The sequence below is a fragment of the Thiorhodococcus fuscus genome (assembly GCF_042682685.1).
GTDB lineage: Bacteria > Pseudomonadota > Gammaproteobacteria > Chromatiales > Chromatiaceae > Imhoffiella > Imhoffiella fuscus.
This window is the reverse complement of the sequence record NZ_JBHUHX010000051.1, coordinates 71,753-85,212: the sequence shown is the minus strand read 5'-3', so window position 1 is coordinate 85,212 and position 13,460 is coordinate 71,753. Positions and strand designations below refer to the sequence as shown.

General features: G+C 64.2%; 8 protein-coding genes. 2 read left to right on the top strand and 6 right to left on the bottom strand.

The features are described from left to right. Positions 1–29 precede the first annotated feature (29 nt). Complete coding sequence (locus ACFSJC_RS16625) at positions 30–2,276, bottom strand: PhoPQ-activated protein PqaA family protein (RefSeq protein ID WP_386028319.1); 2,247 nt, start codon at positions 2,274–2,276, stop codon at positions 30–32. 301 nt (positions 2,277–2,577) lie between these two features. On the opposite strand from ACFSJC_RS16625, the gene ACFSJC_RS16620 reads away from it, so the two are divergent. Next, positions 2,578–2,895, top strand: coding sequence for a hypothetical protein (locus ACFSJC_RS16620; protein ID WP_386028318.1), 318 nt, complete (start codon positions 2,578–2,580; stop codon positions 2,893–2,895). 82 nt (positions 2,896–2,977) lie between these two features. On the opposite strand, the gene ACFSJC_RS16615 is transcribed toward ACFSJC_RS16620, so the two are convergent. The 5 genes from ACFSJC_RS16615 to mnmL all read right to left on the bottom strand — a co-directional run bounded on the left by ACFSJC_RS16615 (position 2,978) and on the right by mnmL (position 9,218). After that, positions 2,978–4,336, bottom strand: a complete 1,359-nt coding sequence (locus ACFSJC_RS16615; protein WP_386028317.1) for a sigma-54-dependent transcriptional regulator — start codon at positions 4,334–4,336, stop codon at positions 2,978–2,980. Continuing rightward, the gene (locus ACFSJC_RS16610) at positions 4,333–6,138 is read right to left on the bottom strand and encodes a sensor histidine kinase (RefSeq protein ID WP_386028316.1); all 1,806 of its coding nucleotides are present in this window, start codon (positions 6,136–6,138) and stop codon (positions 4,333–4,335) included. The genes ACFSJC_RS16615 and ACFSJC_RS16610 overlap by 4 nt, the downstream gene beginning before the upstream one ends. 83 nt (positions 6,139–6,221) lie before the next feature. Beyond that, positions 6,222–7,154: a ubiquinone anaerobic biosynthesis protein UbiV gene (ubiV, locus tag ACFSJC_RS16605; protein WP_386028315.1), complete on the bottom strand. Its 933-nt coding sequence runs from the start codon at positions 7,152–7,154 to the stop codon at positions 6,222–6,224. A gap of 73 nt (positions 7,155–7,227) precedes the next feature. Next, positions 7,228–8,223, bottom strand: a complete 996-nt coding sequence (ubiU, locus tag ACFSJC_RS16600; protein WP_386028314.1) for a ubiquinone anaerobic biosynthesis protein UbiU — start codon at positions 8,221–8,223, stop codon at positions 7,228–7,230. 20 nt (positions 8,224–8,243) lie between these two features. After that, positions 8,244–9,218: a tRNA modification radical SAM protein MnmL/YtqA gene (gene mnmL, locus ACFSJC_RS16595; protein WP_386028313.1), complete on the bottom strand. Its 975-nt coding sequence runs from the start codon at positions 9,216–9,218 to the stop codon at positions 8,244–8,246. Between the two features lie 367 nt (positions 9,219–9,585). Here mnmL and ACFSJC_RS16590 point away from each other — a divergent pair, with 367 nt between their 5' ends. Beyond that, positions 9,586–13,437 (top strand): DUF3683 domain-containing protein, encoded by a 3,852-nt coding sequence (locus ACFSJC_RS16590; protein ID WP_386028312.1) that lies wholly within the window; start codon positions 9,586–9,588, stop codon positions 13,435–13,437. The last annotated feature ends 23 nt before the right edge of the window (positions 13,438–13,460 follow it).

Sequence of the window (13,460 nt, the reverse complement as noted above, 5' to 3'; positions counted from 1 at the left end):
TTCCCCGTGTGATGCGTTCACAACAGTCATCAGGGCGCGGCTGCCTCTGAACTCGATTCGAGTCGCCGCAGGGCTGTGGTGTCGGTTCCGTTGTCGGTGACCTGCTGGACAAAGAATCCGTCGCCCAGAAGGAGGGCGTCCAGGGTTTCTTGGACGTGGTCGGTTTCGGGATCCAGGGATGCTTCCTCTTCCAGTCTCACCTGCCGGTCGAGCATTGGTGTCCAGCGCGTATCGGCGCTCGCGGACTGGAGCGCATAGGGCATCTCTTTGCCGCCGAGATCGACGATGCCGCTGCCGGTCGGGCTGTGGATGGCAAGATAGCCGACGACCTCGGTTGTGTGACCGTCGTTAAGGGCCTCTTCCTCGAACAGTGCGGCCTGGAAGCCGTTGGCCGTGACCTGGCGCGCCCGGGCCGTGACGGCCTGGACGCCGTTTGCGGTCTGGACGGTGAGGAAGAGTTTGGGCGCCGCGTCGAAGGCCGTGCCGAAGGAGATCGGTTTCCAGTCTTGTGTGCCGCCGAGGTCGAAGGTGCCGACCTCCCAGGCGGAGCCGTCCGTCATGATCCGACGGCCGGGTTCGAGCATCGCGAAGGGAACGTCCTCGATCGCGTGATAGACGTCGCCGAAGCGGCGTGCGCGGTAGTCCCATTCCTGGAACCGCAGCTCGAATCCGGCCGGGCCGACGGCACGCAGACGTGCCACACCCGGGTCGGGGCCACGGTAGCTCGGCGGGCCGGCGATGACGACGGCGTCGGCGTATCCGGAGGGTGCGTCGACGAAGCGCCAGCCGTGATCGACGGCGGCGTCGCTGCCGGGGAGCGAGATGGGCGATCGGGGATAGGCCGGGCAGACGGTATCGGCATAGGGCAGGATGTCCGGGACGATGCGCACGTCCGTGGTGAGGATCTCATCGCTTTCCAGGGGTGTTGGAATGGCGGTTGCTCCGGGAAAGGTCACCTCGACGGCGAAGGCCGTCCAGCCCTCGGGTGGCGGCGCGACACGGCCCAGGTAGCTTCCGTCGGCACTCGGCTGCAGCGGCGTGCTCGTCCAGGCCGCTCCGATCGTATCCAGGCGGAAATCTCGGGCATTGGGGTTGGTGGCTTGCCAAAGCTTGACCGTCTTGGGTGCGCTGTCGGTCCAGACGCGAATCGAACCGTCGGATTCGCGCGTCCAGTCGATTCGCGGGCTCGGGTTGTCGTCCAGGACATCGCTGAGCCATGAGAGCGTGGGCAGGATGACGCTCGGCAGATCTTGGCTTTGGGAGTGGTCTGTATTGAACGAGTAGCGCAGCTGCTTCGGTTCCGGTAGTCCAGCCCAGTAGAACTGCGACGAATCGGGGAGGAAGAACTGATCGCCCGAGGAGTTGACCACGAGCTTCGGCATGGTGAGACGGTCGCGGTAGGCGTATGGATCGATGATCTCCAGCATCGCCTGACCTTCCGGAGTGCCCGCCCGGCAGGGGATGTCGAGGTCGGCATAATCCTGGACGGCGGGCGCGTAGAATCCATAGGCCTCCCAATGGTGGTCGAACTGGGCGTCGAGGTTGAGCAGGTCGATCGAGGCCGGCAGGATTGCGCGCACTCGGGACGCCTCGCCCTTGCGGGCCTCGACGGCGGCGGCGAGCCAGGTCGTCCAGCCGCGTTTGGAGCCGCCCGCGATGATGACGTCCTCGATGATCGGGAGTGTCGGCCAGACGTTGGGATAGGTGGCGGCGAAGGTCTGGATGCTGTCCAAGGCCCGGATCGCGGCCTTGGTCATGGGCAGCTGGGGCAGCCATTCCGGGTCGCCGGTCGTCAGGTACTTGTCCATGCCGTAGGCGAGAATCGCGTCCTCCTCCCTGGGGGCGCTCTCGTCGGCGAATTGGAGTGGCTGATTGGGGACCTGGCTCAACATGGCGACGACGGCCCCCGTCGTTCCCGCCATGATGCCCAGCAGTTCGTCGTTCTCCGTGCCGCCCGGTTTGATATTGCCGCCGCCGTTCACGATCAGGATGGCCGTGCCCTGGTTTCCGGAGTGGAAGATCCAGGGCACGGCGATCAGCAGCTCGTGCCTCCACAGCGTTCGATCGACCTCCGATGGCGAGCGCCATTGCTGGGAGGTCATGTCGACGACGTGAATGCTGTATCCCCAGCCCTGCCGCGTTTCCTCGTAGGAATAGCTATAGCTCGGGTCCGGCTTGTCCACGTAGTCGTCCAAGGCGGTCGCCTCGGTCCTCGGGGCCTGCCCGACGAGTATCAGCACTGTCGCCAGCATGACGGGGACCATCGAGAATTTCATGACCAACCTCCCACGTTTGGCCTCGATCGCGCTCGATCAGCGGTTTCAATCGCCCTGAATCATGGTCTTGGTGAGCATGAGGTGAATTCAGGGGAACATCGCCTGGGTCGCCTCATTTGCGGAAATCGCCTAACCTCCAGTCTCCAGGTGCCGGTGACTCGGCCCAAAGTCAACTGTCGCTGCCGTGTGGGCGCGCGCTCGTTTGACCTTGGGTTCGGCGCGGTGAAGACGTATGACGTCGACATCAATGCGCCAGGCATCCGAATCGGATCCAATCGATCGGGCTCCAGAGGGGACTGCAATGAAGCGTACGACCTTTTCACTCGCCATCCTGTTCGCCCTGACCGGCTGCGGCAGCGGTGTCCTTGCACCGGAAGGTCCGGTGACCAATGCGTTTCTGAATCGGGTGGGCACCAACTGCGCCAAGCTCAAGATCGGAAACCAGCCGATCGACTTCCTGCTCGAAGTCAACGGCGACGACGTCTATTTCATCGACGAGACCAGCAAGCTCGCTGTAGGCAGCGTCGACAAGGCCACCTATGCCGAAGACATCAATGCCTACTATCCGACGGGCACCGATCAGGCGGCCCTCGACTGCATCTTCGATCAGCTCGACTGACCCCTCGATGCGCCTGAATGGAATCGCATTCCAACCGTGGGGCTTGAGCGCATCCTCGTGGGCATGAGCCGCCCCCGGCGGCTCATGCCTTGTAGTCGTCCTTGTCGAGTTGGTATTTTTGCATCTTGTCGTAGAGCGTCTTGCGGGGGATGCCGAGCGTGGTCATGGTGTCCTTGATGCTGCCCTTGCTGAAGGCGAGGGCCTGTACGATCAGGCTCTTTTCGAAGCTCTCGATCTGTTCGGGCAGGGTTCGGGGTGCGCCTGCCATGGGGGCGGCCAAGAGGTCTGCGAGGGACCAATCGAACTGTTCGCCGAGCAGGACGTAGCGTTCGGTGATATTGCGCAGCTCGCGCACGTTTCCCGGCCAATCGTAGCCGATCAGGCGGCTGACCTCGCTCTGGGCGGGGAAGGGTGCATCGCGCTGGAAGCGGTCCTGGGCCACCAGCAGGAAATGGTGGAAGAGCAGCGGGATGTCGTCGCGTCGGTTGCGCAGCGGCGGGATGTGCAGGGTCACGACGTTGAGCCGATAGTAGAGATCCTCGCGGAAGCTGCCCTGATTGGCCGCCTCGCGCAGATCGACCTTGGTGGCGGCCACCACTCGGAAGTCGAGCGGGATGACCTGGTTGGATCCCAGCCGTTCGATGGCGCGTTCCTGAACCACTCTGAGCAGTTGTACCTGGGCCGAGGCGGGCATGCTCTCGATCTCGTCGAGAAAGAGGGTTCCGCGATGGGCGTGCTCGAACTTGCCGATGCGTTTGGATTTGGCCCCGGTGAAGGCGCCTGCTTCGTGGCCGAAGAGTTCGCTTTCGATCATGGTCTCCGGCACCGCGCCGCAGTTGACCGCGACGAAATTGCAGTCGCGCCGACGGCTGTGTTCGTGCAGCGAGCGCGCCACCAGCTCCTTTCCGGTTCCCGTCTCTCCGAAGATCAGCACGTCCGCGCCCGTATCGGCGATGCGGGCGATGGTCGCGCGTAGCTGGCACATTTCGGGGCTGCGTCCGATGATGCGCGGCCCCAGGGCCGTGTTGGCCATAAGCTCGACCCGCAGGTTGCGGTTCTCCATCACCAGGGCGCGCTTGTCCAAGGCGCGCTGCACCGTGTCGATCAGACGCTCGGCGGGATAGGGCTTCTCGATGAAGTCGTAGGCGCCGCCGCGCATCGCCTTGACGGCCGTGCTGACGTCGCCATGCCCGGTGATGAGGATGACCGGGATGTCCGGGTCGATCGCGTGGGCCTGTGCCAGCAGTTCCAGGCCGTCCATTCCGGGCAGACGGATGTCGGTGATGAGGACTCCCGGCCAGTCGCGGGTGAGCAGCGGCAGGACGGGCTCGGCACGCTCGAATGTTTGCGAGGTCAATCCGGCGAGTTCGAGCGTCTGACGATTGGCCGCGCGGATGTGTTGTTCGTCGTCGACGAAGAGGATCGATGGGCTGCTGTTCATGTTGCCTGAGAGGGGTGGATGTCCGCCGCTGGAAGCCTGAGCTCGAAGCAGGCGCCAGAGTCGAGCGGGACGGTGGCGAGCGAGCCGCCCATCTCGGCGGCGATGCGGGCCGAGATCGCGAGCCCCAGGCCCAATCCTTCGCCGGCGTCCTTGGTGGTGAAGAAGGGTTCGAAGATGAGGTTCAGGTCGGATTCGGGAATTCCGGGGCCTGTGTCATCGACGGTCGTGATCACCCAATCCTGGGTGCGGCGCGCCTCGATGCGGATACGCCGTTCGGGCTGCCCGTCGATCGCCTGGCAGGCGTTGCCGAGCAGATTGACCAGGACTTGCTGCAACAAGACGTCGTTGGCCTTGACGCTGAGCTCGGCCGGAACCTGTGATTCCAGGGTGCCTCCGCAGCGGTCGAGGATGGGGGCGGCGATGCGGGCGGCGCCTTCGATGACCGGGGCCAGGGGCAAGGCGATCAGCTCGCCCGAGGTCTTGCGGGCGAAGAGCTTGAGCTGAGAGCCGATCTTGGCCATGCGTTCGGTGAGGGCCAGGATCTGTTCGAGGTTGAGCTCGACCTCCTGGGTGCGGCCCTTGGCCAGCAGCAACCGCCCGTTGTCGGCATAGGTGCGGATGGCGGCGAGCGGTTGGTTGAGTTCGTGATTGATGCCGGCCGACATCTGTCCCAGCGTGGCCAGTTTGGCCGACTGGATCAGCGCCTGCTGGGCCTCGCGCAGCGCCTGTTCGGCGCGCAATCGCTCGTCGACCTCGTCCAGAAGGCGCCGGTTGGTGCGGGTCAGCTCGGCCGTGCGGGTGGCGACCCGTTCCTCCAATTCCAGGTTGATGCGTTCGAGCGAGGCGCGTGCCCGTTCGGTCAGCACGTCATGGACGCGTCGGGCGCGCTGGTGTTGCAGCATGAGCGCGGCGATCAGGGCCGCAGTGGCGGCGAGTGCGGCGGCGAGGGTGGTCAGCTTGAGCGTATCGCGGATGACCTCGCGGGTGTCCGAGAGCTCGTGAACCTGCCAGCCGGCGGCCGGCATGGGGCGGGACTGAAGCAGATAGCGCGTGTGCTTGGGCCATCCCCGTTCGGGCTCTAGACGCACGAGTTGGCCCTCGGGAAGACGTTTTAGGATCTCCAGCCCCATCGGGGATAGCGTGGCGTTCAGATAGCGGTTGCTGTTGGCGATGCGCCGACGGGCTGCGTCATCGAGCGGGAAGAGGGTGCGGAAGCGCTGCTCGGGGTGGGTGGAGACGAAGACGACCCCATCCGGGTCCGTGACCAGAAAGATCCGGTCCGGTTTGGCCCAGCGGCGCTCGGCCTCGCTGATGTCGATCTTGACCACGACGGCGCCGAGGATCTCGCCCTTTTCATGCACTGGATAGGCGAAATAGTAGCCGCGCTGCTTGGATGTGGTTCCTAGCGCGAAATAGCGTCCCAGTTGTCCGCCCATGGCGTCGCGGAAATAGGGTCGGAAGCTGAAGTTGCGTCCCACGAAGGGGCGTTCTGCCTGCCAGTTGCTGGCCGCGATCGTCAGCCCCTCGGCGTCCATCAGGTAGGTGTCGGTGGCGTCGCTGATCCGGTTGATGGTTTCGAGGTAGCGGTTGAGCGCCTGGATGCTCTCCTGTCCGCCGGGCGCGCGCAGGAATTCGATCAGACGGGGGTTGGTGGCGAGCAGTTCCGGAAGTGGCTCGTATTTGGCGAGCAACCCCTGGAGATGGGCCATGTAGAGATTGAGGTCGGTGCGTCCCTGAGCGGCCAGGCGTCCGATGCCGTCGCGGTAGGACCAGAGGCCGAGCGCCCAGAGCCCGGCGCACAATCCGAGGAGCAGCGCCGCCCATAAGAGGCGGCGCTTGAGTCGGCTGGACCTTGGCTCGATGCCGATTGCTCCTCCGGGGGCGTTTAACGCGTGCTTGGCAGCGTCAGCCCGGTCTGGTGACCGGCGTCGCCAGTCCAGTAGCCGTCGCACAGACCGGAGGGTGCCCAGTCGTGCAGCTTGGTCATGCCCTCGGCGGTGTCCAGTTGGCCGCTCAATGTGTCGGCGAAGACGCGGACCACGTCGGCGGTATGGGCGGACTGGGGACTGATGCGCAGCAGGTCGACGCCCAGTTCGCTCACCTCGTCCAGTGCGGGCAGTAGATTGTGCGTATTGGCCGACTGGGTCTGGATGCCGTTGAGGGTCAGGAATTGCAGGCCGTCCTGGGTCGAAATCGTCAGTCCGTCCGGATAGTCGCCGCAGCAGAACTGGCAGTCGTCCTTGCCCAGGTCGCGGTTGTAGGCGGTGAAGCAGCGCGCCGAGTAGGCGAGCGGGAGACGGCCGAAGGCGAACAGCTCGCACTCGACGCCGGCCGGGCGCAGGCGCAGCAGATCGGTGGCGGTCTCGCGGCCGAGTTCGACCGGCAGCACCCAACGCTTGAGTCCGCGCTCGGCGAGGAAGGCCAGGGTGCGGTGGTTGTAGAGGTTGATCGAGTGTCCGGCGATGAAGGGGCGTCCTTCCAGGAAGTCGAGCGCGCCCAGGTCATTGGCCTCGATCGAGAAGCGCTCGTCGGCGCAGATGCGCTTGAGCGTCTTGAGTTCGCCGTCGGATTCGATCAGGGCCAGTGTGGAGATAACCGCCTCCTTGCCGGCGGCGACGACGCGCTCGGCCAGCTCCCAGTAGTCTTCGGGACGCAATTGGCGGCGCTTGGAGCAGATGGTCTCGCCCAGATAGATGACGTCGACTGGCGACTCGATCATCTCGGCGTAGAAGTCCATGACCTGCTCGCGCGACCAGAGATAGAGGATGGGGCCGAGCGAGAGGCGGGGGCGATGTGTGCTGTTGCTCAAGGATGTCATAGGTTCGGTCGGGTGTTCATCGAGGCGTGCTGTTGCAGCGCTGGAAACTGGGATCTGGAAGCTGGCCGCTTCTTCAGTGCCAGGTCCGCTCGTAGGGGCCAATGGTGGTTTGGGCGCCTTCCGAGACCTGGGCCAGGATCTGGTGCCAGCTCTCCTTGGGACGGAATGCCTGCGGGTTGCGCTGGCAGCTGTCGATGGCCTCGCGCCAGACCTGGGTGATCTGGGAGACGTAGCGGGTGCTGCGCTGGCGTCCCTCGATTTTGATGGCGCTCACACCGGCGGCCATGATGTCGGGCAGGATGTCCAGTGTGTTGAGGCTGGTCGGCTCCTCGATGGCGTGTCGCAGCTCGCCGTCGACCTGATAGCGGCCCTTGCAGAGGGTCGGATAGCCGGCTGCCTCGGAGTGCGAGCGACGCTCAATCAGGATGCCGCCGAGCCGCGTCTCCTGGCCCTCGGGGGTATCGCGCCACTCGACATGCGCGGCCGGCGAGCAGGCGCCGTAGGTATTGGGTGACTGACCGCTGGCATAGGAGGACAACAGACAACGACCTTCCACCATGACGCAGAGGCTGCCGAAGCCGAAGATCTCGACCGGGACCGTCGTTTCTTTGATGAGATTGGCGACCTGGGTCAGCGAGAGCACGCGCGGGACCACCACGCGCTTGATGTTGAAATGACGTTGCATGAAGCCGATCGCGGCCGGATTGGTCGCCGATCCCTGGACCGAGAGGTGCAGGTTGATGTTCGGGTGACGCTGCGTCGCGTAATCGAGTATGCCCATGTCGGCCAGGATGATGGCGTCGACGCCCAGTCCGGCGGCACGGTCGACGGCGGCCGTCCAGCGCTCCCAGCCGTTCGGTTGTGCATAGGTGTTGATGGCGACGAAGACCTTGACGCCTCGGTCATGGGCGTACTGGATGCCCTGCTGGATCTGTTTGTCGTTGAAGTTCAACCCAGCGAAGTGGCGGGCGTTGGTGTCGTCACGGAAGCCGAGATAAACGGCATTGGCGCCGTTGTCGACGGCAGCCTTGAGCATCGGCAGGTTGCCGGCGGGACAGACGAGTTCCATGGTGGATGGTCTCCAGCGGGTCAGGCAGTGCTGAGAAGTTTCTGTTGTGAGAGCGGATCGATCCCATCGCCCTGGCGCGTACCGCGACGGTATAGCTCCGCCTCGATCCCGTTCAGGGCCGCCCATTTGCCGCTGCACCAGTCGGGCGCGAGCAAGATGTCCTTGGACGCGGTTCCGGTGAGGCGGTGGAAGATCACGGAGGGCGGCGTGCGCTCGATCAGATCGGCGCAGATGTCGATGTATTCGGCGAGGGTCAGCGGTTGATAGTCGCCCCGCCGCCATTCGATGGCCAAACGTGTGTGGCGGACCACGTGCAGCGGATGGAGCTTGAGCCCTTCCACTCCGAGTTCCAGCACCCGATCGAGGGTGCGCAAGGCCGCCTCGCGACCCTCTCCGGGCAATCCGATGATGAAGTGGGTGCAGACCGGGATTCCGCGCCGGTGCGCCGCCATGACCGCCGTGCGATAGTCGGCGAACCCATGGCCTCGGTTGACCCTGGCGAGCGTGGCGTCGTCGGCGGACTGCAGGCCCAGTTCGAGCCAGACCTCCTTGCCCTTGGCGCGATAGCTGGCCAGCAGGTCCAGAACCGCCTCGGGGACGCAGTCCGGCCGGGTGCCGACCGAGAGTCCGATTACGTCCGTGTGGCTCAAGGCGTCGTCGTAACGCGATCTCAGCACCTCCACCTCGTCGTAGGTGTTGGTGTAGGTCTGGAAATAGGCCATGAAACGACGGGCACCCGTGCGCTTGGCGAGCACGCCGCGTCCCGCTTCGAGCTGCGGGTCGATCTGCGGCGATCGCTTGGCGTTGGGGCCGAAGGAGACGTTGTTGCAGAAGCTGCAACCGCCATGGCCTTTGGTTCCATCGCGGTTCGGACAGGTGAAGCCGGCATTGAGCGCGAGCTTGTGCACCCGCTGGCCGTAGCGTTTCAGCAGGTACTGTCCAAACGTATTGACGCGATCACTTAAGATGCGGTGTTGAGCGGGAGGGGAGGGCATCCGGGCAAAATTAACTGGGCTGGCTGATGAAAAGTTTGATCTGAATCAATAAAATATCAATCTAAGGTTTCGGGACATCTGTGTCCAGGGGTGAGTGGTTCACTGATCGTTCGGTGTCGGAGGGTTTCTGGAACCATTCCCCGCAGCTGCCAGATGTCGTTGCCGCCCCGGCGGCCGCATTCGATACTCGGCGTTTTCGAGAGGCTTCGCTCATGGCGAAAACCTCGCCGCGAACGACGGATCAACACCAGGAGCAATGTCGTCGCCTCGCAAGACGATACCTGCTCGAAAGACAGGGAAACGCGGGGAGCGACTTTGCAGTACCATTTTGTGCAGTGCAAAAACACGCCCTACAGCAGAATCAATAATGTCAGACACCCAGCAGCGTATCCGCGAGATCCCTTACAACTACACCTCCTTCTCCGATCGAGAGATCGTCATCCGGTTCCTCGGCGAATCGATGTGGAGCCTGATCGAGGAGCTGCGCGGTACGCGTCGGACGGGTCGCTCGGCGCGCATGCTGTTCGAGGTGCTGGGCGATATGTGGGTCGTTACCCGTAATCCCTACCTGCAAGACGACCTGCTCGAGAATCTTGACCGGCGTCGGCTGTTGCTGCAGGCGCTCGAGCATCGGCTCGATCAGTTCGAGCAGCGGCTCAACGACAACCAGCGTGCGGCGCGGCTGTTGGAGGCCGCACGCGCGGCGGTACAGCGCTTCGGAGACTGGTTCGAGGCCGAGCATGCCCAGCGCGAGCGTCTGAGCAAGGCGCTGTCCGGGATCACCCGTAAGGACAACCTGGACTTCGGCGGTCTGGCGCGCGTCTCGCACGCCACGGATGCCACCGACTGGCGTGTCGAGCTGCCCTTCGTCGTCATCTCTCCCGATACCGAGGACGAGGTCGCGCATATCGTGCGGGCCTGTATCGACTGTGGTCTGACGCTGATTCCGCGTGGCGGCGGCACCGGCTACACGGGATCGGCGGTGCCGTTGCATCCCATGACAGCGGTCATCAACACCGAGAAGCTGGAAACCCTTTCGGGCGTCGAGCGGATCGCGCTGCCGGGCGTCGAGGGGTTGGTGCCGACGGCCCATTGCGGCGCCGGCGTGGTCACCCGGCGCGTCTCGGATCTGGCCGACGCCAACGGCTTGGCCTTTGCCGTGGATCCGACCTCGCAGGACGCCTCCTGCATCGGCGGCAACATCGCCATGAACGCGGGCGGCAAGAAGGCGGTGCTCTGGGGCACGGCGCTCGACAACCTGGCCTCCTGGCGCATGGTGACGCCGGATGCGGACTGGCTGGAGGTCGAGCGGCTCGATCACAACCTCGGCAGGATCCACGATCAGGAGCAGGTGCGCTTTCGGGTGACGCGTTACGCCCCCGACGGCAAGACGCCGCGCGGCGAGCCCGAGGTCCTGGCGATGCCGGGTCAGTCCTTCCGCAAGGTCGGTCTCGGCAAGGACGTGACCGACAAATTTCTGTCCGGCCTGCCCGGCGTCCAGAAGGAGGGCTGCGACGGCATCATCACCTCGGCGCGTTTCGTCCTGCATCGCATGCCGGATCATGTCCGCACCGTGTGCCTGGAGTTCTTCGGGACCGATCTGGATCTGGCCGTGCCGGCCATCGTCGAGATCAAGGATTACATCGAATCCCAGTCGGGCGTGCAGATGGCCGGTCTGGAGCATCTGGACGAGCGCTATGTGCGCGCCGTGGACTACTCGACCAAGGCGGCCCGTCACGAACTGCCGAAAATGGTTCTGATCGCCGATCTGGTGAGCGACGACGAGGCTGCGCTGGTCAAGGTTGCCGAACAGGTCGTGCGCTTGGCCCAGGCACGCGACGGCGAGGGCTTCATCGCCGTGAGCCCGGAGGCGCGCAAACGTTTCTGGCTCGATCGCGCCCGCACGGCCGCGATCTCGCGTCACACCAACGCCTTCAAGATCAACGAGGACGTGGTCATCCCGCTCGATCGGCTGTCCGACTACAGTCGGGGCATCGAGCGTATCAACATCGAGCTGTCGATCCGCAACAAGGACGCCATCATGGCGGCCGTGCTCGACTACCTGGCCTCGGATATGCCGGAAGCGCGCTGCGAGGGCGATTACGAGGAATCGGACGAGGGTCGTGCCATTCTCAACGCCAAGCGCGATGCGGCCCGCGATTCCATCGTCGGGGTGCGTACGCGCTGGCAGGCGATCCTGGAGCGTCTCGACCAGCCAGCCGCCGAGAACCTGGAGCTGCTGGAAGATGCCGAACGGGCGCTGATCCGCGAGGGCGACAGCTTGGCTTCGATGATGCTGCGTCGCGACCTGCGTCAGGCGCTCAAGGGCGAGATCGCCGACCGCCTCGACGAGATCTTCTCGGGTCAGGAGTTCGCCCGCGTGCGCGAGCGGCTGCGTGAGATCCACAAGCGCGTCAAGGACTCGCGTCTGTTCGTTGCCCTGCACATGCACGCCGGCGACGGCAACGTGCATACCAACATCCCGGTGCACTCCTCGGACTACGCCATGCTGCACGAGGCCGATCAGGTCGTCGCGCGCATCATGAAGCTGGCGACCGGACTGGGTGGCGTCATCTCGGGCGAGCACGGTATCGGCATTACAAAGCTGCAGTTCCTGGAACAGGAGAAGCTGGACGCCTTCGTTGCCTACAAGCAGAAGGTCGATCCCAAGGCGCTTTTCAATCGCGGCAAGCTGATGCCCGGCTCCGGGTTGGACGGGGCCTACACCCCCTCGCTGCGCTTGGTGCAGCAGGAGGCCATCATCCTGGAGGAGACCGAACTCGGCGCCCTCAACGATGACATCAAACACTGTTTGCGCTGCGGCAAGTGCAAGCCGAAGTGCATGACGCATGTCCCGCGAGCGAACCTGCTCTATTCGCCGCGCAACAAGATTCTCGGCACCGGGCTCATGATCGAGGCATTCCTCTACGAGGAGCAGACTCGGCGTGGCCTGTCGCTCAGACACGTCGCCGCGATGAACGACGTCGCGGACCATTGCACCGTGTGTCATAAGTGTCTGACCCCATGCCCGGTCGACATCGATTTCGGCGATGTGACCATCCGGTTGCGCCGTATCCTGGTTGCGCGTGGTCAGAAACGCTTCAGTCCGGGCGCCTGGGCGGCCATGCAGTTTCTCAACGTCACGGACCCGACCGCCGTGCGCTGGTTGCGCACGGGGCTGGCCAAATGGGGCTTCGCTGCGCTCAATGTCGCCCATCGTGGCGCCAAGCTCTTGCGTCTGACCCGCAAACGTACCCAGCGTCCCGGCAGCACCACGGGACGTCCGACAATGACCAATTTGGCAGTGGAAATGGTCAGTCGGTCGATCCGTGTCGATCTGCCGCGCCGGACCTTCCGTCAGGTGCTGAATCTGGAGGATAAGACCCAAGTCGCCATCCTGCGCGATCCCCAGGTCGCCGACGATGGCGAGGCGGTCTTCTACTTCCCCGGTTGCGGATCCGAGCGGCTCTATTCGGACATCGGTTTGGCGACCCTCGCCATGCTGTGGAACCAGGGCGCCCAGACTGTACTCCCGCCCGGTTACCTCTGCTGCGGCTATCCGCAGAACTCGGCCGGACAGGAGGCGCGCGGTCGGCAGATCACCATGGAGAATCGGGTGCTCTTCCATCGTGTCGCCAACACCCTGAACTATCTGGATATCCGGACCGTGCTGGTATCCTGCGGCACCTGCATGGATCAGCTGCTCAAGTACGAATTCGAGCGCATATTCCCCGGCTGCCGGCTCCTGGACATCCATGAATGGCTGATGGAGCAGGGGGTCAGTCTCGATGGTGTGTCCGGGGTCCAGTATCTCTACCATGATCCCTGTCATACCCCGATGAAGACCTATGCGCCGACCAAGGTGGCGACCAGCCTGATCGGTCAGCGGGTCGATCTCTCCGACCGCTGCTGCGGAGAGGCGGGTACTCTGGGTGCTTCGCGTCCGGACATCGCCAATCAGGTGCGTTTCCGTAAGCAGGAGGAACTGACTAGCGGCATTCGCGCCCTGACCGGACGGGATCAGGTGGTCGCTGGTGAGGTCAAGCTCCTGACCGCCTGTCCCGCCTGTCAGCAGGGTCTGAGCAAGTATCAGGACGATACCGGGCTCAAGACCGACTACATCGTCGTCGAATTGGCCAACCGCATGCTCGGCGAGGGCTGGCGCCAGCGTTTCCTCGATGAAGCTGCATCGAATGGGATCGAACGCGTCCTGTTGTAGACGCCATCGTCCAGGCTGTCGTT